Raw genomic sequence first — 20304 nt, 5'->3', positions numbered from 1 at the left:
TACAGGAGGTGCGACCGTGAAAGCCTGGGAAGACCTCGTCGGCACCGCCCTCCTCGGCACGCGCCGGCGCACGCTCGACCTCGACGCACAGCCCGCCGCCGTCCGGGAACTCGCCGCGGACCGCGCCGACCCGGGCGAACAGCTCCTCGCCGCCGCGGCCGTGCTGACCACCTACCGCCGGGCCGGGCGGCGGCCGCTGCACGACGTCCGGCCGCTGCCGGTCGCCGCGCCCGACGAGCGGCCGTTCGTGCCGCCGCTCGCGCGGGAACGGCTGGCCCGGCTGCTGGCCGCCAGTCACCCCGACCTGCTGCTGGAATGGCTCGGCATCGTCGCGGGCACGGACTACCGCATCCCGCCGGAAACCCTGCCGCTGCTGGCCGAGGCCGCCCGGACCAAGGCCGCGTTGCGCGCCCCGCTGGTCGCGGTCGCCGGTCCGGTCGGGGCGTGGCTCGGGCAGCGGAACCCGGACTGGGCCTTCCTCTCGGCCCCGCCCGAAGAATCCGGCGACGTCTGGCAGTACGGCAGCCTCGCCCAGCGGCGCCGCTGGCTCGCCACGAAGCTGGCCGAAGACCCGGACGCGGCCCGGGACGCCCTGACCACGTCGTGGAAGAGCGAACCCGCCGACGTCCGGGCGGACTTCCTCGGCGTGCTCGCCGCGCACGTCCGGGCCGGGGACGAAGAGTTCCTCGAAGCCGCGCTGGCCGACCGCGCGGCCGCGGTCCGCGAACAAGCCGCCGACCTGCTCGGCCGGCTGCCGGGCACGCGCTACGGGCAGGGCATGGCCGATCGGCTGCGGCCGCTGGTCCGCCGCCGGGGCCGGGTCCTCGAAATCTCGGTCCCGCAAGGCGAACGCGGCGACGGCACCGTCCGGCTGCGCACGCTCGTCGCGGCCGCTCCCCTGGCGTTCTGGAGCGAGTTCGGGCCGCCCGCCGAGGTCGTGCGGATGACCGTCGAGGGCTGCCCGCCCGGCGTGCTCCGCGACTCCTGGGCCACCGCCGCCCTGCGCCAGCGCGACGCCGCCTGGGCGCAGGCGCTGATCGGCGCCGACCCCGGCGGCCGCACCACGCCACCGCTGCTCGGCGTCCTGAGCCCGGCGAGCCAGGCCGCCACCGTCGGGCACCTGGTGGGCCGGCTGCCGGTCGAGTCGTTCGCCCGGCTGGTGCACGAGCTGCCCCGGCCGTGGACGAAGGAGCTCGGCACCGCACTGCTGGACTGGATCGCCCGCCAGGACGACCACCGCCTGGTTTCGCACGCCGCCGTCGTGATCGCCCGCGCCGTCCCCCGCGGCTGCCTGCGCCACCCGCTGGCCACCACCCGCCTGACCATGGACGCCGGGCCGTGGCGCCGGGCGCTCACCGAAACGTTGAACTTCCGCCGCGAAATGTACGAGGAGCTCGCATGACCGCCCCCGCCACCGTCCTCCGGCCGCACGCCGAGCAGGACCACGCCGCCGAGCTGGCCGCGCTGGCCGCCGCCGACGAGCGGGCCAAGCCGCCGAACTGGAACCTCTCGCCGTGGGCGGTCGTCGAGTACCTGCTCGGCGGCACCCTGGCCGACGGCACCGTGATCACCCCGAAGTACGTCGGCCCGCGGCGGCTGATCGAGGTCGCCGTCTCGACGCTGGCCACCGACCGCGCGCTGCTGCTGCTCGGCGTGCCCGGCACGGCGAAGACGTGGGTGTCCGAGCACCTGTCCGCCGCGATCAGCGGCGATTCGACGCTGCTGGTGCAGGGCACCGCGGGCACGTCCGAGGAGTCGATCCGCTACGGCTGGAACTACGCCCGGCTGATCGCCGAGGGCCCGAGCGCCGCCGCGCTCGTCGAAAGCCCGGTGCTGCGCGCGATGCGGGACGGCAAGCTGGCGCGGCTCGAGGAGCTGACCCGCATCCCGGCCGACGTCCAGGACTCGCTGATCACCATCCTGTCCGAGAAGACGCTGCCGGTCCCCGAGCTGGGCACCGAGGTCCAGGCGCGGCCGGGCTTCAACCTGATCGCGACGGCGAACAACCGCGACAAGGGCGTCAACGAGCTGTCCAGCGCGCTGCGGCGGCGGTTCAACACGGTGGTGCTGCCGCTGCCGGACAGCGCCGAGGCGGAGGTCGAGATCGTCAGCAGGCGGGTCGCCGAGCTGGGCGCGTCGCTGAAGCTGCCCGCCGAGGCCGCCGAGCTGGCCGAGATCCGCCGGGTCGTCACGGTGTTCCGCGAGCTGCGCTCGGGCCGCACCGAGGACGGCCGCACGGCGGTGAAGTCGCCGTCGGGCACGCTCTCGACCGCGGAGGCCATCAGCGTGCTCACCGGCGGTCTCGCCCTGGCGGCCCACTTCGGCGACGGCGTGCTGCGCCCGCACGACGTCGCGGCCGGCATCCACGGCGCGGTGGTCAAGGACCCGGTGGCCGACCGCGCGATCTGGATCGAGTACCTGGAGACGGTCGTCCGCGAACGCGACGGCTGGGCCGACTTCTACCGGGCGGGCCAGGAGCTTTCGTGACCACCCACCTGCTCGGCATCCGCCACCACGGCCCGGGGTCCGCCCGTGCCGTGGCGGCGCGGCTGGCCGAACTCGAACCCGACGTCGTGCTGATCGAGGGCCCGCCCGAAGCCGACGCGCTGGTCGAGCTCACCGAAGACCCGGCGATGGCGCCGCCGGTGGCGCTGCTGGCCTACGCGACCGACGACGTTTCGCGGGCCGCGTTCTGGCCGTTCGCCGTCTTCAGCCCGGAGTGGCAGGCGCTCGCCTACGCCCGCGACGCCGGGATCCCGGTGCGGTTCTGCGACCTCCCGGCCGCGCACACGTTCGCGTCGGCCCCGGACGAGCACATCGGGCCGCCGGTCGATCCGCTCGCCCTGCTGGCCTCGGCCGGGGGTTACGACGACCCCGAACGCTGGTGGGACGACGTCGTCGAGTCGCGGCGGGACACCGAAAACCCGTTCGACGTGATCGCCGAGGCGATGACCGCGGTGCGGGAGGACGAAGAACCGCCGCAGGGCAACGAAGCCCGGCGCGAGGCGTACATGCGCTCGGTGCTGCGCCGCACCCGCAAGGACGGCTTCGGGAACATCGCCGTCGTGTGCGGCGCCTGGCACGTGCCCGCGCTGGCGGACCCGCTGCCGACGGCGTCGCACGACCAGTCCGTCCTCAAAGGACTCCCGAAGCGGAAGGTCGCGTGCACCTGGGTGCCGTGGACCCACGGGCGCCTCGCCACGGCCAGCGGCTACGGCGCGGGCGTGCGCTCGCCGGGCTGGTACCACCACCTCTTCACCACGGCCGACGACGTCACCACGCGCTGGCTGACCGGCGTCGCCGCGGTGCTGCGGGAGGAGGACCTGCCCGTCTCGACCGCGCACGTCATCGAGGCGGTCCGGCTGGCCGAAACCCTGGCGACGCTGCGGGGCCGGTCGTCCGCCGGGCTCGCCGAGGTCACCGAAGCCACCCGGTCCGTGCTGTGCGGCGGCGACGAGGTGCAGGTCGAGCTGGTCACGCGGCGGCTGGTGGTCGGCGAACGGCTCGGCGAGGTGCCCGATCGGGTGCCGCAGCCACCGCTGGCCGCGGACCTGACCGCGACCGCGAAACGCCTGCGGCTCAAGAAGGACCCCGTCGTCAAGGAACTCGACCTCGACCTGCGGACGCCGGGCGGGCTCGACCGGTCGAAGCTGCTGCACCGGCTGCGGATCCTCGGCATCGAGTGGGGCAGCCGCGAGGCGTCGGCGCGGCGGAACAAGGGCACGTTCCGCGAGACGTGGGCGCTGTGCTGGGAACCGTCGTTCGAAGTCGACCTGGTCGCGGCCGCCGTGCACGGCACCACCGTGCCGTCGGCGGCCACCGCCGCGGTCCGCGGCACCGTCGAGGGCACGCCCCCGCTCGACGAGGTCACCACGGCCGTCGAGAACTGCCTGCTCGCCGACCTGCCGGAGGCGCTGCCTGAAGCGCTCGCGGCGCTCGACGCCCGGGCGGCGGCCGACGCGGACGTCGCCCGGCTGATGTCGGCCCTGCCCGCGCTGGCCAGGGCGACCCGCTACGGCAACGTCCGCGGCACCGACACCGGCGCGCTGCGGGCGGTCGCCGACCGCATGCTCGACCGGATCTGCGCCGGGCTGCCCCCGGCCGCCCACGGCATCGACGACGACGCGGCGGCCCGGCTGGCCAAGCTGGTCGACGGGGTGCACGACGCGACGTCCCTGCTGGGTGACGACGCGAAGGAACGCTGGCTGGCGGCGCTGGCCCGGCTGGCCGAACGGCCGTCGCTGCCTCCGCTGCTGGCCGGCCGCCTCACCCGCATCCTCCACGACGCGGGGCTGTTCGACGCGCTCGACGTCGAACTGCGGCTGGGCCGGGCGCTCACGCCGGGCGTCGCGCCGACGGCAGGCGCGGCGTACGTCGAGGGCTTCTTCGACGGCGGCGCGTTGCTGCTGGTGCACGACGAAAGCCTGCTGCGCGTGATCGACGCGTGGCTGTCGGCGATTCCCGCCGACGTCTTCACCGAAGTACTTCCGTTGCTGCGCCGCACTTTCGGGGCGTTCAGCGGTCCCGAAAAGCGGGCGATCGGACAACGCGCGGCCGGACTCACCGGCACCGCGCGGGTCGTGGCGGCGGCCGACGAACTGGACGAGGACCGGGCGGAGCGCGTGCTCCCCGTCCTCGCGACGCTGCTGGGGGTGGGAGCGTGAGCACCATGGACACCGACCGGGTACGACGCTGGCGGCTGGTGCTGGGCGGCGACGGCGCGGGGCCCGGCTCGGGCCTGGCCGACGCACCACTGTCCGATGAGGACAGTGGGGTGGACGCGGTGCTGGCCGCCCTCTACGACAAGCCGGACGAGGAGTCCGCGGGCGGGCCGCGCAGTGCGAACCTGGGCGCGTCGGCGCCGCGGGTCGCGCGCTGGCTGGGCGACATCCGGCGGTACTTCCCGAGCACCGTCGTGCAGGTGATGCAGCGCGACGCGGTCGACCGGCTGGGGCTCACCCGGATGCTGCTGGAGAAGGAGCTGCTGTCGGCGGTCGAGCCGGACGTCCACCTGGTCGGCACGCTCCTGTCGCTGAACAGCGTGCTGCCCGAGGAAACCAAGGAGACCGCGCGCGAGGTCGTCCGCAAGGTCGTCACCGAACTGGAGGAACGGCTCGCCGAGCGCACCCGCGCGGCGATCCGGGGCGCGCTGGACAAGGCGTCGCGCACGCACCGGCCGCGGCCCGGCGACGTCGACTGGTCCCGCACGATCCACGCGAACCTCAAGCACTACTCCCCCGAGCTGCGCACGATCGTGCCGGAGAAGCTGATCGGGTTCGGCAGGCGGCAGCAGGCGGTGCAGCGGGACGTGATCCTGGCCGTCGACCAGTCGGGCTCGATGGCGGAGTCGGTGGTGTACTCCGGGCTGTTCGGCGCGGTCCTGGCCTCGATGCGGGCGTTGAAGACGTCGTTCGTCGCGTTCGACACCGAGGTCGCGGACCTCACCGAGCACCTCGCCGACCCGGTCGACGTCCTGTTCGGCACCCAGCTGGGCGGCGGCACGGACATCAACCGGGCGATCGCCTACTGCCAGGGCCTGCTCGAACGCCCCGAGCGGACGCTGCTGGTGCTGATCAGCGACCTCTACGAGGGCGGCGACGAGGACGAACTGCTGCACCGGATCGCCGAACTGGCCGGCGCGGGCGTCCAGGTGGTCACGCTGCTGGCGCTGTCGGATTCGGGCGCGCCGTCGTACGACCACGAGAACGCGGCGGCGCTGGCCGAGCTGGGCATCCCGGCGTTCGCGTGCACCCCGGACCAGTTCCCGGAGCTGATGGCCGCCGCCATCCGCGGCGACGACCTTCAGGGGTGGGTGGCGGCCGAGACGTCCTGAGTGCGGCGCCAGACGTCGAGCGCCGCTTCGCCGCGCCCGGCGAGGTAGCCGTCGGGACGCACCAGGATCAGCTCGTCGTCCGTGACGTCGTAGGCGCGGCGCACCTGCTCGTCGTCGATCGCGTGGACGTGGAGCGAGCCCGCCGGGCGCACCTCGGTACCCCCGAAGGCGAGCAGTGTCCATTGTGGACCACGGAACAGGTCGAACAGTCGCGCCGGCCGCCCGGCGGAATCGGTGTACCGCGCGTCGGGGGCGCGGTCACCGGCGTCCACCCGGCGCCGCGGCCCGGAACCGCGGTGCGACAAGGCACTTTCGGGGTAGGCGATGGTCAGGCCGGTCGTGAAGTCGTCGGTGAGGTGACGCTGGGCGTGCGACCCGTCGCCGTCGCCGGCCGCGCGCATCACCATGTGCATGCGGGCCGTGCTGTCGTCGAGCACCACGCGCGCCACCGGCAGGCGTTCCTGCTCGTAGCTGTCCAGCAGGGCCGGGTCGGCGCCCACCAGGACCGCGGCGAGCTTCCAGCCGAGGTTGTAGGCGTCCTGGACGCCGGTGTTCATGCCCTGCCCGCCGCCCGGCGAGTGGATGTGCGCCGCGTCGCCGGCCAGGAACACGCGCCCGGCGCGGTAGCGGTCCACCATGCAGACGTTGATTTGGTAGAGCGACGTCCAGCCCGCGTCGTGCAGCTCGACCCCGGGCACGCCCGCGCGTTCGGCGAAGATCCTGCGATACAGCTCCGGCGACGGCTCCGCCGGGTTTTCGTCGCCGGCCGGGATCGACGCCTGGAACTGGAAGACGTCCGTGCCGGGCAACGGGAACAGCGACAAGATGCCGTCCTCGGGGCTCATCCAGACGTGCTGGCAGTGCCGGTCGAGCCCGTCGACGCGCAGGTCTCCGAGATACCAGCGGTGCCGGCCGTAGCGGGTGCCGTGCAGTTCGAGACCGGCCTCCCGCCGCACGACGCTGCGGCCGCCGTCGCAGCCGACGACGTACCGCGCGCGGATCTCTTCGATCCCGGTGGCGGTCCGGACCGTCACGGTGACCGCGTCGGCGTCCTGGCCGACCGTGAGCACCTCCCTGTCCGGCTCCACGCGTCCGCCGAGTTCGCCGAGGCGGTCCCGCAGCACGGCTTCGAACTGCGGCTGCGCCAGCCACAGCGGCGCCGGGTACGGGAATCCGGGCGCCGGATCGACGCCCACCGCGGCCTCGACCGCCTCCGAGACCACCCGGGCCCGGTCGTAGTGGCGGGTGGGGACGTGCACGGCGCCGAGGCCGAGGAGCCGCTCGGCGACGCCGAGGTCGTCGGCGACCTCGAGGGTGCGGGGCTGGATGGTCTTGGCGCGGGACGCCGTGGCGTGCCGCGCGGCCTTCTCGACGACGCGGACCGCGATCCCGCGGCGGGCGAGGTCGCAGGCCAGCGTCAATCCGGTGGGCCCGGCGCCGGCGATCAGGACTTCGGTCATGGTTCTCCCCCTTCGACACGGTTACCTAACTTAGGTAAGCTTTCTCCGTCGAGGCAGAACATATACCTAACTTAGGTAACCAACAAGCGGGAGTTCCCGGATGACCGAACCGTTGCTGGAACTGCTGCCCCGCCTGACGCAGCTGAGCACCACATTGAGCCGGGGACAGCTGTACGAGCGAGCCACGGCGGCGGCCGGGGTGTCCCTGGAGCGGCCGGCGATGACGATCCTGGTCGTGCTCGCGACCGCGGGCGAGCCGCTGCGGATCGGCCGGATCGCCGAGCAGATGCAGGTCGCCGGACCGCACGTGACCCGGCACGTCCAGGGCTTGGAGCACCGCGGGCTGGTGGAGCGGGTGGTCGACGCCGGCGACCAGCGCGCCCGGCTGATCGCCCTGACCGCGGCCGGCCGCGCGGTGACCGACCGCTATCTCGGCACCGTCTCGGGCTGGTTCACCGACGCGCTGGCCGGCTGGACCGCCAGGGAGCGCAGCGAGCTGACCCGGCTGCTGGGCCGCATGGTCGACGACCTGACCGAGCACCTGTCAGCTGAGTTGCGGGATTAAACCGACCCCGGGAGCGGTTGAGCGGGGTGTGGGACTGCTCCCACGGGAAGGACGGCTCACCATGAAGGTCCGCAGCTCGATCCGCTCGCTCGCCCGGCAGCCCGGCGCCCAGGTCATCCGGCGCGGCGCCCGCGTCTTCGTGATCAACAAGGGCAACCCGCGCTCCAAGGCCCGTCAGGGCTGAGCCGCGCCCACCGCGTCGAAGCGCATCACCCCGTCGTCGAGGCGGTTGAACCGCATGTCCGCCAGGTCCAGCAGGTAGTTCTGGCGCATCATCCAGGGCCGTCGCCCGCCCTGCTTCGGCAGGCCCGCGGCGGCCCTTTTGATGTACCCGGCCGCCAGGTCCACGATCGGGCGCGGTGTGCCCGCCGTCGACGCCGAAGCGACGTCGGGGGTGCACGACGCGAAGCCGCGGCGGTCCAGGTACGCCACCAGCCGGCACACGTACTGGGACGTCAGGTCCGCGCGCAGCGTCCACGAGCTGTTCGTGTAGCCGACGCACCAGGCGAGGTTCGGCACGCCGCCGAACATCATGCCCTTGTACGCCCGCAGCTCGCCCGGCGAAACTGCCCGCCCGTCCACGCTCAGCGAGATCCCGCCGAAGGCCACCAGCCGCAGCCCGGTCGCCGTCACGATGATGTCCGCCTCCAGCGACCGTCCCGATTCCAGGGCGACGCCGGATGGGGTGAACCGCGAGATCCGGTCCGTCACGATGTCCGCCTTGCCCGACCGCAGCGCCCGGAACAGGTCCGCGTCCGGCACCAGGCACAGCCGCTGGTCCCACGGGTCGTACGACGGCACGAAGTGCGGGTCCACCGGGATCGACGCCGGCAGCTGCGCGGCCACGCGCTTGCGCAGCGCCTCCGCCGCCCGGCCCGGCAACCGGCGCATCAGCTGGAAGTACAGCATCCCCGTCACCACGTTCTTGCCGCGGACCAGCCGGTGGGCGAGCTTCTCCGGCAGCACCGCGCGGATCCGGTCGGCCAGCGAGTCGTGCCCGGGCCGCGCCACGATGTACGACGGCGACCGCTGCAGCATCGTCACGTGCGAAGCGCGCGAAGCGAGCGCTGGGACCAGCGTCACCGCCGTCGCGCCGCTGCCGATCACGACCACCCGGCGCCCCGCGTAGTCCAGCGAGGCGGGCCAGTGCTGCGGGTGCACGACCTCGCCCCGGAACTCCGCGCGTCCGGGGAAGTCGACGACGTGCCCGGACTCGTACGAGTAGTAACCACTGCACAGGTACAGGAAGCGGCAGGTGAACGTGGCGCCGTGCGCCGTCGAGACGGTCCACAGCGCGTCCGGCGACGACCACGAAGCCCGCACGACCCGGTGGCCGAAGCGGATGTGTTCAGTCACCCCGAAAGCCGCGGCCGTCTCCCGGATGTAGGCCAGGATCGACGGCCCGTCGGCGATCGCCTTCGGGTCCTTCCACGGCCGGAACGGGTAGCCGAGGGTGAACATGTCCGAGTCGGACCGGATGCCCGGGTAACGGAACAGGTCCCAGGTGCCGCCTATGGCGTCCCGCGCCTCCAGCACGGCGAAGCTCTTGCCCGGCAGGCGTTCCCGCAGCCGGCAGGCCGCGCCGACGCCGGACAGCCCGGCGCCCACGATCAGCACGTCCACGTGCTCGGCAACGGTCATGCACCGGAGCCTAACCGAGGTGGAGACCCCGCCGGACCGGGTCGGGGCACCGGCCCGGCAGGGAGACCTGCTTACTGTTTTCCGGGGAGTCCGGGTGGCGGAGCCCCCGGCCGGGGCGAAGCCCCGCTTGTCACAGCGGCATCACTTTCGTCGCGCCGAAGGTGCCCTTCAGCGGCACCTCCACGGACTTGCCGCGGACCGTCACGGTGACGCTGTCCTGCAGCTGGGTCGGGTCCGACACCGCCAGCTGACGCCGGGTGCCGCACCGCCCGATCGCCACCGACGCGGGCCCGGACACGCTGACGTCGCCGACCGAGCCCGCCGCGAAGAAGTTCGCCAGCACCGTGCCGTCGGCCACCCGGACCGCCTGGACCACCGGGGTGTTCGCCAGCACCCGCCAGGCCCACGACGCCGTGAGCGTGTCGATCACCGAAGCGCCCGGCAGCACCGCGTACGCGTACTTCGCGTCCGTCGGCTTGACGCCGTGTTCCAGGATCAGCTTCTGGTACCGGCGCGTGTTCGGCGTCGTGGTGCCCTTGGTGTTGGCGCCGGTGTCGATGTCGCGCCACGCGCCCGTCCGGTCCTCACGCAGCGCGGTCACCGCATCGCCGTCCAGGACCACGTACCCGCCGACGTTCTCCAGGTGCATCCAGTGCGGCTTGCGCAACGCGGCGGCTTTTCCGAGATCGGTGGCCACTCGCCGGCCGTCCGCGAGCACCGTGCCCCGGCCGCCCTCGCCGAGGTTGCGGTTTTCGATCGCCGTGCGCACCGCGTACCCGGACGTGCTGGTGATCCCCGCGCCGAGGCACACGATCCCGGACGGTGTGAAGAACCACGACTTCTTCGCGGCCAGGGAGCCGTCCCAGGACTTGAAGTCGAACGCGTAGGCGCCGTGCCGGGCGTCCCAGCGGACCCCGCCGGTGTGCGCGTTCGGGCCCACCGGCACCCCGCCGAACTTCGGGTCGGGCGGGCCGTCGTTCTCGGTCGTGCCCGGCAGCAGCAGCGGGTCCACCGTGGGCCAGTAGGCGTCGGTGTAGTGGCCCTTGGCGTTCGGCAGGAACGTGTAGAGCACGCCGTCGCCGACGTAGTAGCCCTTCATGTTCTGGCCGTTGATGGCTTCGTAGCGCGAAATCCGCGTCGAGCTGACGCCGAGGGACGCCGACCAGTCCTCGGTGACGTGGACCATCCGGTCCTGCTGGCCGAAGATCCGGTGCGTGGCCTCGGTCCGCGCCGGGCGCGCCCCCGACGCCAGCATCTCCTGCGCGAACTCGATGCCCGGGGTGGCCACCAGGTCAGGGCCGGGTGCGAACCGCTCGGGGTCCGGGATCTTCAGGAACGGCGCGTACGTGCCTTCCTTGATCCACTTCGCGGCGAGGGAGTTCAGGTCGGTCTTCGTCTTGCCGGACGCCGTCCTGGCCAGCACGAGCGTCGCGACGGTGAGCTGGTGGCCGATGTCGTGGCCCGTCTCGCCCTGGCGCGACAGCATCCGCCCGCGCACCGGCTCCATCAGCGCGCCCGCGTAGACGAACGGCGCGTAGCTGTCGGCGACCAGCGCGTAGATCTTGTCCTTCAACGCCTGCGGGAGCGCGTACTCGGTGCCCCGGGTGACGTGGATGGCCCCGGCGAGCGCGGTCAGCAGCACGATGCCGTAGTGCCCGGGGTACGGGATGGTGTCGTGCTGGATGAACGAGCCGTCGACGTGGAAGCCGTCGCCCGCCGCGCGGTCCAGCTTCGCGACGACGCTCGCCGCGCCGCCGCCGGCGACGTCGGTCAGCGCGTCGATGCCGGTCTTGATCCACGCCGTGTCGCCGAGCATCGCGCCGGACACGATCGAGATGAGCGCCTTGTCCGCGCGGTTGGCACCGGTTTCGACCACCGCCGCGTTGTTCGCGCGCCGGTTCGGGTCGCCCACGAACCGCTTGACCGGCCGGAGGTAGCGGGCCAGCTGGTCCACGGTCAGCTGGTCGGCGACCACCGAAAGCGTGTGCAGCAGGTAGTACGGGATGCCGATCTCGTAGGTGTACCAGTTGCCGATCTCGCCGAGGTTTTCGTTGTACTGGCTCGCGTAGATCAGTTCCAGCGCCGACTTGATCCGGTCGAGCACCACCGGGTCGCCCGACAACGCAGCACCCGGCGTGCCCCAGTCGACGGCGATCGCGCGCAGCCGGGCGTACATCGACGTCGTGTAGTCGCTGCCCGGGCCGAGCGGCAGGTCCGTCCACAGTGGAGCACCACCGCCGGCCACGGACATGCTCGCGTTGTAGGCCTTGGCGACGTGGCCGAGGTTGGCCAGCGCCTCGGTGCGTTCCGGCGACGGCCGGTTGATACCGGTCTGCAGCTGCCGGTAGGCGGCGACGATCGGCGCGGTCGCGGCGGGCACCGGGCTCGCGGCGGGCACCGGGCTCGCGGCGGGGGCCGCGGCCGTCGGCACGCGGCCGGCGGCGAAGGCCGGGCGGGTCAGGAGCACGGTGGAAGCGGCCGCCAGGGCACCGCCGCGCAGGGCGTTTCTCCGGTTCACGGGCATGACAATGCCTCCCAGGATCAAGACATCCTTGGCTTGCGGGGGAACGGATTCAGTTGTGCGGCGGCGGATGGGGGTCGTGAGTGAGTAACAGTGTTCTAACACTGTTACTCACTCACGACGGGGTCAGCGGGTGCCGTCGGTGCGGCGGGGCAGCTGCCAGGGGTTGGCCTCCTGCAGGGGTTCGGGCAGCAGGGCGTCCGGGAAGCCCTGCCACGCGACCGGGCGCAGGAACCGCTCGATCGCGGCGGTGCCCACGGACGTCGTGGTCGGGGCCGTCGTGGCCGGGTAGGGGCCGCCGTGCTGCTGGGCCCAGCTCACCGTGACGCCGGTGGGCCAGTCGTTCCACAGCAGCCGTCCGGCGATGCGGGCCAGGGCCGGCAGCACCGGCCGGATCCAGTCCACATCGGACTCTTCGCCGTGGATCGTGGCGGTGAGCCCCGGTTCGATGACGTCGAGCAGGCGCAGCAGCTCCGCCTGGTCGGCGTAGGTGACGATGAGCGACGCCGGGCCGAAGCACTCCTCGTGCACGGTGGCGCCGCCCTCGAGGAACTGCTTGCCGGTGGTGGCGAGCAGCGTCGGCGTGAAGGCGGGCGAAGAGGAAGCCGACGAAGACACGACCTCGACGCCGGGCACCTCGCGCAGCTTGGAAAGCTGCGACGAGTACCCGCCGGCGATGCGGTCGTTGAGCATCGGCTGGGCGGGGGCGCCGTCCAGGGCCGAGCGCAGCGCGTCGGTCAGGCCGTGGTCCTCCGGCAGGAACAGCAGGCCCGGCTTGGTGCAGAACTGGCCGGCGCCGAGGGTGAACGACCCGGCGTAGCCCTTGGCCACGGCTTCCCCGCGCGCGGCGATCGCGGCCTCGGTGACCACGACCGGGTTCACGCTGCCGAGCTCGCCGTAGAACGGGATCGGCCGCGGCCGCGCGTTGGCGATGTCGAACAGCGCGCGCCCACCCGGGATCGAGCCGGTGAACGACCCAGCCGAGATCCGCGGGTCCTTCAGCGCGGTGGCGCCTTGCTCCTGGCCGAAGATCACGTTGAACAGGGCGGCGGGCGCGCCCGCCTTGATCAACGCCTCGCGCACGATCGAGCCGGTCTGCGCGGACAGCTCCGGGTGCCCGGAGTGGGCCTTGAGGATCACCGGGCAGCCCGCGGCCAGCGCGGACGCGGTGTCGCCGCCGGCGACGCTGAACGCGAAGGGGAAGTTGCTGGCCGCGAACACCAGCACCGGGCCGATCGCGGTCTTGACGCGGCGGATGTCCGGGCGGGGGCCCATCGGCCAGTCCGGGTCGGCGTGGTCGACGGTGGCGCCGAGGTACTCGCCGTCGGTGAGGACCTCGGCGAACAGGCGCAGCTGGAACGTCGTGCGCTTCAGCTCGCCCTGCAGCCGCGGCGACTCGGGCAGGTGCGTCTCGGCGTGCGCCAGCGGCACCAGCTCGCCCGCGGCGGCGTCGAGGGCGTCGGCTACGGCGGTCAGCCAGCGGGCGCGCTCGGCCGGGGTGGCTTCGGCGGCGGGACGGGCGGCTTCGGCGGCTCCCGCCAAGATCTTCTCGAGCGTGGCGGCGTCAGTTGCCTGGCTCATTCGGTACAGCTCCTCAGTGGATCTCGTGGGCGGCGGCGGTGGCCGTTTCCAGGTCGGGCCAGCGACCCGGACCGGCCAAGCCGAGGTGGTACAGGTGCAGCTCGGCGGCGCCCGCCTTGGCCAGCTCGCCGACGTACGCGGCGATGTCCGGCACCGGCGCGGCGGCGACCGCCGTGATGTAGCTGGCGATCGCGACCCGTTCGGGCAGGGCTTCCCGGGCCGCCGCGACGGCCTCGGCACCCGTGGCGGGGGCCCACCCGAACAATACGACCGCGTCGACGTCGTCGGGCGCCGACGGCGTCAGCCCGGGCAGCGCGCCGGTGACCCAGGGGTCGAGCGCGCCGTGCAGCACGACCCGGATGCCCTCCGGCAGCGTGGCCAAAACCGCGGCCCGCAGTTCGTCGGTGGCCTTCTGCCGGACGCGCAGCAGCTCCTGAGTCAGCGAGGGCGGCAGACCATCGGCCGTGACGCCGAGGTCGCCGGTCGCGATCAGCCGCCGGATCTCCTCGACGAGCTGGGCACGGACGGTGTCCGCGTCGACGTCCCACGAAGAAGCACAGGCGTCGCAGCAGCAGATCGACAGCAGCCGGGCCACCGCGGGCGCCCACACGCCGTCGGTCTTCTCGTGCTGGTGCTGGTGCACCGCGCCGAGCGGCCCGCAGGCCTCCAGGATCACCGACGACAGCTCCAGCCCGGCTACGGCCTCCGCGGTCACCTTCGCCGCGTACTCGCGCACAGCGGGCTGCGAAGGGCACAGCGCCCACGGGTAAGCCTCGCCGAAGCAGTTGCGGACGACGACGTCCGGGTGCTCGTAGCCGAGCTGGGAGTTGTGGGTCAGCACGATCCAGGCCGCGGCCGGGACCCCGGCCTCGTTGAGCAGCCGGACGGCGTCGCCACCGCTGTCCCCGGAAGCGACCCAGTCCGGAGTGGACGGACGCAGCGTGCCCCACGCGTCCGGACGCACCGGCCGGTAGAAAGCCGCGTGCCGCGCGACGACGGCCGTGGTCGACGCCGACCACGGTGTCGCCGCACGGGCGCTGTGGTACGACAGCGCCACAGCCACCTCGTCGACGCCGAGAGCCTGGACGCGCGCGGCGAACCCGTCCGCCAGGACGTCCCAGGGATAGGCGTATCCCGTCACCTTCACCGGCTCACCACCTCGCCGTGTTCGTCTCGAACCCGGGCACGTACTTGCGCATGTACGTCACGTCGTCTCGCTTCTTCAGTCCACATCGGACGTAGTTCTCGTGCAGCTTCGCCAGCGCGTCCTCGTCGAGCGTGATCCCGAGCCCCGGGGTCGTGGGCACCGCGACGGCGCCGTCGGTGAACTCCAGCACACCCGGCTCGATGACGTCCTCGACTTTCCACGGCCAATGCGTGTCGCAGGCGTAGGTCAGGTGCGGCGTCGCCGCGGCGACCTGCACCATCGCGGCCAGGCTGATCCCGAGGTGGCTGTTGGAGTGCATCGACAGGCCGACGCCGAAGCTCTCGCACGTCACCGACAACGCCTGGGTGGCGCGCAACCCGCCCCAGAAGTGGTGGTCCGACAGCAGCACGCCGATGGCGCGCGCCCGGAAGCCCGGCTCGACGTCGCCGAAGTTGACCACGCACATGTTGGTGGCCAGCGGCATCGACGCCCGCTCGGCCACCCGGGCCATGCCTTCGATGCCGGGGGTCGGGTCTTCCAGGTACTCCAGCACACCGTCCAGTTCGGACGCCACACGGATGCTCGTCTCGACCGTCCACGCGCCGTTCGGGTCGATCCGCAACGGGTGCCCGGGGAACGCTTCGGCCAGCGCGCGGACGCCTTCGACCTCCTGCGCGGGCTCGTAGACCCCGCCCTTGAGCTTGATCGACCGGAAGCCGTACTCGTCGAACATCCGCTTCGCCGACCCGACCAGCGTCTCGGGCGTGGTGATCTCGCCCCAGGAGTCCTCGCGGCCGTCGACGTGCTTGCCGTACTTGTAGAACAGGTAGGCGGAGAACTCGACGGCGTCCCGCGCCTTGCCGCCGAGCAGGTCGGTCACCGGACGGCCCAGGTAGTGGCCCTGCGCGTCCAGGCAGGCGACCTCGAACAGCGAGTACACGCTCGCGATGGTCTTGCGGATGGAGAAGCCGCCGATCAGGCCGTGCGCGTCGGTCAGCACCGTGTCCGACAGCGCTTCGGCGACCAGCCGCTGCAGGCCGGGCAGGTCGAACACGTCGTGGCCGCGCAGCCGCGGCAGTACCTTGCGCACCTCGCCGAGGAAGGCTTCGTCGCCGTAGGACTCGCCGAGCCCGACGACGCCGTCTTCGCACTTCACCTGGACGACGCCGCGCAGCGCGAACGGCTCGTGCACGCCCATGACGTTGAGCAGCGGCGGGTCCGCGAACGCGACCGGGGTCAGCACCACGTCGAGGATCCGCATCAGCCGAGCCCCTTCAGCGTCACGAAGCCGTCCTCCACGACCTTCTCGAGCCGGCGGACCTGCTCCGGGGTCGGTTCGATCAGCGGCGGCCGGACCGGGCCGACCTTGTCGCCGCGCAGCCGGGCGGCGGCCTTCACCAGCGACACGGCGAACCCGGGCGTCTCGTCCCGCAGCGCCACCAGCGGCAGGTAGAACCCGGTCAGCAGGGCGTCCATCACCCGCGTGTCGCCCTCGCCGAGCGCGCGGTGGAAGCGGTGCGCGATCTCCGGCGCGAAGCAGTGCACCGCCGAGGAGTACCGGGCGACGCCGATCGCGGCGTACGCCTTGGCGGAGACCTCCGCGGTCGGCAAGCCGTTGAAGAACAGGAAGTTCCGCGCCCGCTCGGTGTCCAGCGACCGGATCGTGGTGACGATCCGGGTCATGCATTCGACGTCGCCGTAGCCGTCCTTGAGCCCGACGACCGAGGGGATTTCAAGCAATGAAGCCGCGGCCGGCGCGGTGTACACGCCGGTGCCGCGGTGGTAGACGATGACCGGCACGGACGAGTCCCCGACGGCGTACCGCACGAAGTCGACCAGGCCCGACGACGGCCCGGTGACGAGGTACGGCGGCAGCAGCAGGACGCCGTCCGCGCCGCCGGCCTGGGCCGCCGCGATGCCGGCCCGCGCCGACGCCGCGCCGCCCCCGGCGCCCACCCAGACCGGGACACGGCCGGCGGCCGCCTCCCGGGACCGGGCGAGCACCGAGGCGACCTCGGCGGGCGAGAGCGAGCTGAACTCGCCGGTGCCGCACGCGACGAACAGGGCACCGGCGCCCGCCGCGATGTGGCTCTCCACGTTCTCCGCGAGCGCGTCGAGGTTGACCTCGAGGTCTTCGGTGAACGGGGTGAGGGGGAACGCCAGCAGGCCGTCCAGCTCGATCTCGTTCTGTGCCATCAGTTTCCGCTCTCTGTCCTTTTTCGGTTTCGGCCCGGGTGTGGCCGGCCTCAGGCGGGCACGGTCGTGCCTTCCTGTTTGCGGTCGACGTCGTCGTCGGCGAGGTTCACGGTGTCGACGATCTCATCGGCGGCCGCGCTGCGCTCGGGGGCGAGCAGGCCGAGACCGATGTACAAGACGAGCGAGACCAGGATCGGCGTCGCGACCAGCACCGTCTGGTTCGCCTTGAACACGTAGTAGACCAGGGCGTAGTCGATCAGGCCGCCCGCCCAGGAGATGAGCGCCGCGCGCGGGCCGCACTTGCGGAACCACGGCAGCATGCCCAGCAGCAGCGGGATCGAGATCGGGCCCATCAGCGCGGCGACCCAGTTGACGACGATCTGCAGCACGCCACCGAGGTTCTGCGCCTGGGTGGCCACGAGCATGGTGAGCGCGACGAAGATCACCGTGGTGATCCGCGCCGCCTTGAGGCCCTGGACGTCGGTCCACTGCCGGGTGCGGCGGAACATCGCCGGGATCATGTCGCGGGTGATCACCGCGGAGATCGCGTTGGCGTCGGAGGAAACCATCGCCATGGTGTGCGAGAAGATGCCGGCCAGCACCAGGCCGACCAGGCCCGGCGGCAGGAACGTCGTGGTCATGATCGCGTAGGACTGCGTCGGGTCCTTGACGCCGGGGATGAGCAACGGCGCGGCGAACATCGGGAACATCAGCACCAGCGGCCACAACAGGTACAGCGCCGACGAAAGCCGGGCGCCGCGCTTGGCCGCGCTCGTGGTCGGCGCGGCCATGTACCGCTGCGCCAGGTTCCACATGCCTCCGTTGTACTCCAGCGTCTTCACCAGCACGTAGACGAGCAGGAAGATGGTGGTGTACTTGGACGTCACCGGGTCGACGTGGCCCTCGGGCAGGTTGTCCCACATCGTCCAGAGCGCCGAGATCCCGCCCAGCTTGCCGAGGACCACGACGATCATCACGATCGCGGCGATGGCCTGGATGACGAACTGGCCGAAGTCGGTGAGCGCGTCGGCCCACAGGCCGCCGATGGTGCAGTAGACCAGGGTGACCGCGCCGGTGATGAGGATGCCGAGGTTGTAGTCCAGCCCGGCGAAGACGTGCAGCAGGGTCGCGACGGCGAACCACTTGGCGGCGATGTCGAAGATCTTGAGCAGGCTGCCGCTCCAGGCCAGCGCCTGCTGCGTCGGCACGTTGTACCGCTTGGCCAGGTACTCCAGCGGCGAGGCGACGCCGAGCTTCGAGCGCAACCGGTTCCAGCGGGCGGCGAACAGCCAGCTGCCGATCCCCACGCCGATGCCGATGCTCGCGAAGCCCCAGAAGTACACGGTGACGCCGGTGGTATACGCGACGCCCGCGTACGCGACGAAGAGCACGGCGCTGTAGCCGGACATGTGGTGGGAGATGCCCGCCAGCCACCACGGCATCTTGCCGCCGGCCGTGAAGAAGTCCTTGACGTCGCTGACTCTCTTGTGCGACCACCAGCCGATCACGATCATCAGCGCGAAGTACGCGCAGACCATCGCCCAGTCGAGTGCGTGCACCGCAGGCTCCTTTCCGCGTCCACGGCGATGCGGTTATGTTCACATCCATGAACGGAGTCTGTTATAGTGATTATGTTCATCTATAAGAACGTTGTTCGGGACGCTAATATGGCCGGAGTCACAAGTCAACGGCCGGACGGAGGCGCACAAATGCCGCAAAAGGTGGACAACGCGGCCGAGAGCACCCCGGTCGAGTCTTCGGGTGTGAAGTCCGCGCGCCGGGCCGTCGACCTCATCGAGACCTTCGCGGCGAACGACGTCTGGCTGTCGCTGTCCGACCTGCACGCCCGCACGGGTTTCCCGCGCTCGTCGCTGCACGGTCTGCTGCGGACGCTGCTGGAAGCCGGCTGGCTGGAAGCCGACACCAACACCGCCCGTTACCGCCTCGGCGTCCGCGCGCTGATCTGCGGCACGGCGTACCTGGACCGCGACGCCGTCGTCCCGTTCGCCACCGAAGCGCTGGAGCGCATCCGGGAAAAGACCGGCTTCACCGCGCACTTCGCCCGCCGCAACGGCACCGAGGTCGTCTACCTGGAGACGCGCGAGTCGCAGCGCTCCACGCACCTCGTCTCCCGCGTCGGGCGCACGCTGCCCGCGCACGCGACCGCGCTGGGCAAGGCCCTGCTGGCCGAGCTGACGCACGACGAGATCGAGGCGCTGATGCCGTCGACGCTGCCCGCGCTGACCCCGAACACCATCACCACGCTCGAAGGCCTGCACGCCGAGTTCGCCGCGACCCGGGAACGCGGGTACGCCGCCGAAGTCGAGGAGGGCACGCTCGGCGTCCGGTGCGTGGCCGCGGTGATCCCCTACCGCATCCCCGGCACCGACGCGATCAGCTGCTCGATGCCGATCAACCAGGTCACCGACGACGACGCCCGCCGCGTCGGCGAGCTGCTCGCCGAGACCACCGCCGAGCTCGGGCAGCAGCTGCGCCGGGCCGGCATCCGTTAACCCTTCTGTGTGAGAGGAACCCCATGACGGACCAGCGCGTGCTCATCACCGGGTCGGCGGGAGTCGTCGGCACCCTGATGCGCCCCCGCCTGCGGCGCCCCGGCCGGGTGCTGCGCCTGCTCGACCTGGCCTCGCAGACGGCGTCGGACGACTCCGAAGAGATCGTGACGGCGTCGGTGACCGACCCGGCGGCGATGGCCGCGGCGTGCGAGGGCGTCGACGCGCTGATCCACCTGGGCGGGCACAGCCGCGAGAACACGTGGGAAGCGACCCTCGACGTCAACATCAACGGGACGCAGACGGTCCTGGAGGCGGCGCGGGCCGCGGGGATCCAGCGCGTCATCCTGGCCTCGAGCAACCACGCGGTCGGGTTCCGCCGGATCGACTCCGACCTGCCCGCCGACTCCTCGCCCCGCCCGGACACCTACTACGGCGTCAGCAAGGCGGCGATCGAGGCGCTGGGCAGCCTGTACCACTCCCGGTTCGGCATGGACGTCATCGTGATCCGGATCGGCTCGTGCTTCGAGACGCCGTTGCCGCTGGGCCCGCGCGGCCTGACGACGTGGCTCTCCCCCGACGACGCGGCGAGGTTGTTCGAGGCCTGCCTCAGCGCGCCTTCGCCCGGGTACCGGCTGATCTGGGGCGTCTCGGACAACACGCGCCGGATCTACTCCCTCGCGGAAGCCGAAGCGCTGGGCTACAAGTCCCTGGACGACGCCGAGGTGTACGCGGATCAGCTGGCTTCGAAGCCCGCGCCGACAGGCGCGGCGGCCGAGTACGTCGGCGGCCCCTTCTGCACCGCTCCCCTGGGCGTCTTCAACCCGCTCTGAGCCGAGGCCGCCGCGAA

16 protein-coding genes are annotated in these 20304 nt (G+C 72.2%); 8 read left to right on the top strand and 8 right to left on the bottom strand.

Annotation, left to right across the window (positions count from 1 at the left end; genetic code table 11):
* Nucleotides 1-16: 16 nt before the first annotated feature.
* Genes CF165_RS43455 through CF165_RS43440 form a run of 4 tightly spaced genes read left to right on the top strand, consistent with a single transcriptional unit; the run spans nt 17 to nt 5833 of the window.
* Nucleotides 17-1402, top strand: a complete 1386-nt coding sequence (locus CF165_RS43455) for a DUF5691 domain-containing protein (protein WP_093953427.1) — start codon at nt 17-19, stop codon at nt 1400-1402.
* Nucleotides 1399-2487 (top strand): ATP-binding protein, encoded by a 1089-nt coding sequence (locus CF165_RS43450; protein WP_093953426.1) that lies wholly within the window; start codon nt 1399-1401, stop codon nt 2485-2487. The genes CF165_RS43455 and CF165_RS43450 overlap by 4 nt, the downstream gene beginning before the upstream one ends.
* Nucleotides 2484-4664, top strand: coding sequence for a DUF5682 family protein (locus CF165_RS43445; RefSeq protein WP_093953425.1), 2181 nt, complete (start codon nt 2484-2486; stop codon nt 4662-4664). The genes CF165_RS43450 and CF165_RS43445 overlap by 4 nt, the downstream gene beginning before the upstream one ends.
* Before the next feature lie 5 nt (nt 4665-4669).
* On the top strand, nt 4670-5833 hold the full coding sequence (locus tag CF165_RS43440) for a VWA domain-containing protein (protein ID WP_093953465.1): 1164 nt from the start codon (nt 4670-4672) through the stop codon (nt 5831-5833).
* On the opposite strand, the gene CF165_RS43435 is transcribed toward CF165_RS43440, so the two are convergent.
* Nucleotides 5803-7293 (bottom strand): FAD-dependent monooxygenase, encoded by a 1491-nt coding sequence (locus CF165_RS43435; protein ID WP_093953424.1) that lies wholly within the window; start codon nt 7291-7293, stop codon nt 5803-5805. The genes CF165_RS43440 and CF165_RS43435 overlap by 31 nt on opposite strands.
* Nucleotides 7294-7393: 100 nt before the next feature.
* Between CF165_RS43435 and CF165_RS43430 the strand changes: the two genes are divergently transcribed.
* Nucleotides 7394-7858: a MarR family winged helix-turn-helix transcriptional regulator gene (locus CF165_RS43430; RefSeq protein ID WP_093953423.1), complete on the top strand. Its 465-nt coding sequence runs from the start codon at nt 7394-7396 to the stop codon at nt 7856-7858.
* A gap of 61 nt (nt 7859-7919) precedes the next feature.
* Complete coding sequence (locus tag CF165_RS43425) at nt 7920-8042, top strand: ribosomal protein bL36 (protein ID WP_093953422.1); 123 nt, start codon at nt 7920-7922, stop codon at nt 8040-8042.
* On the opposite strand, the gene CF165_RS43420 is transcribed toward CF165_RS43425, so the two are convergent.
* The 7 genes from CF165_RS43420 to CF165_RS43390 form a co-directional block, all read right to left on the bottom strand.
* Complete coding sequence (locus CF165_RS43420) at nt 8033-9499, bottom strand: flavin-containing monooxygenase (protein ID WP_093953421.1); 1467 nt, start codon at nt 9497-9499, stop codon at nt 8033-8035. The two genes, CF165_RS43425 and CF165_RS43420, sit on opposite strands and share 10 nt — an antisense overlap.
* A gap of 130 nt (nt 9500-9629) precedes the next feature.
* The gene (locus CF165_RS43415) at nt 9630-12023 is read right to left on the bottom strand and encodes a polysaccharide lyase 8 family protein (protein ID WP_205661158.1); all 2394 of its coding nucleotides are present in this window, start codon (nt 12021-12023) and stop codon (nt 9630-9632) included.
* A 123-nt stretch (nt 12024-12146) separates the two neighbouring features.
* Entirely contained in the window at nt 12147-13610 is a 1464-nt protein-coding gene (locus tag CF165_RS43410) for an aldehyde dehydrogenase (NADP(+)) (protein WP_276209770.1), read from the bottom strand.
* A 4-nt stretch (nt 13611-13614) separates the two neighbouring features.
* Nucleotides 13615-14748: a hypothetical protein gene (locus CF165_RS43405; RefSeq protein WP_093953418.1), complete on the bottom strand. Its 1134-nt coding sequence runs from the start codon at nt 14746-14748 to the stop codon at nt 13615-13617.
* Nucleotides 14749-14752: 4 nt separating this feature from the next.
* Nucleotides 14753-16009, bottom strand: coding sequence for a glucarate dehydratase family protein (locus CF165_RS43400; protein WP_093953417.1), 1257 nt, complete (start codon nt 16007-16009; stop codon nt 14753-14755).
* Nucleotides 16009-16944, bottom strand: a complete 936-nt coding sequence (locus tag CF165_RS43395) for a 5-dehydro-4-deoxyglucarate dehydratase (protein ID WP_093953416.1) — start codon at nt 16942-16944, stop codon at nt 16009-16011. The genes CF165_RS43400 and CF165_RS43395 overlap by 1 nt, the downstream gene beginning before the upstream one ends.
* Nucleotides 16945-16994: 50 nt before the next feature.
* Nucleotides 16995-18503: a sodium:solute symporter family protein gene (locus tag CF165_RS43390; RefSeq protein ID WP_093953415.1), complete on the bottom strand. Its 1509-nt coding sequence runs from the start codon at nt 18501-18503 to the stop codon at nt 16995-16997.
* 150 nt (nt 18504-18653) lie between these two features.
* Between CF165_RS43390 and CF165_RS43385 the strand changes: the two genes are divergently transcribed.
* Together CF165_RS43385 and CF165_RS43380 are read left to right on the top strand one after the other, a co-directional pair.
* A complete protein-coding gene (locus CF165_RS43385; protein WP_093953414.1) occupies nt 18654-19457 on the top strand; it encodes an IclR family transcriptional regulator in 804 nt (267 codons plus the stop codon).
* A 23-nt stretch (nt 19458-19480) separates the two neighbouring features.
* Nucleotides 19481-20287: an NAD-dependent epimerase/dehydratase family protein gene (locus CF165_RS43380; protein ID WP_093953413.1), complete on the top strand. Its 807-nt coding sequence runs from the start codon at nt 19481-19483 to the stop codon at nt 20285-20287.
* The last annotated feature ends 17 nt before the right edge of the window (nt 20288-20304 follow it).

The sequence above is a fragment of the Amycolatopsis vastitatis genome (assembly GCF_002234595.1).
In the GTDB taxonomy this organism is placed as follows: Bacteria; Actinomycetota; Actinomycetes; order Mycobacteriales; family Pseudonocardiaceae; genus Amycolatopsis; species Amycolatopsis vastitatis.
This window is presented reverse-complemented; position numbering and strand designations above follow the sequence as displayed.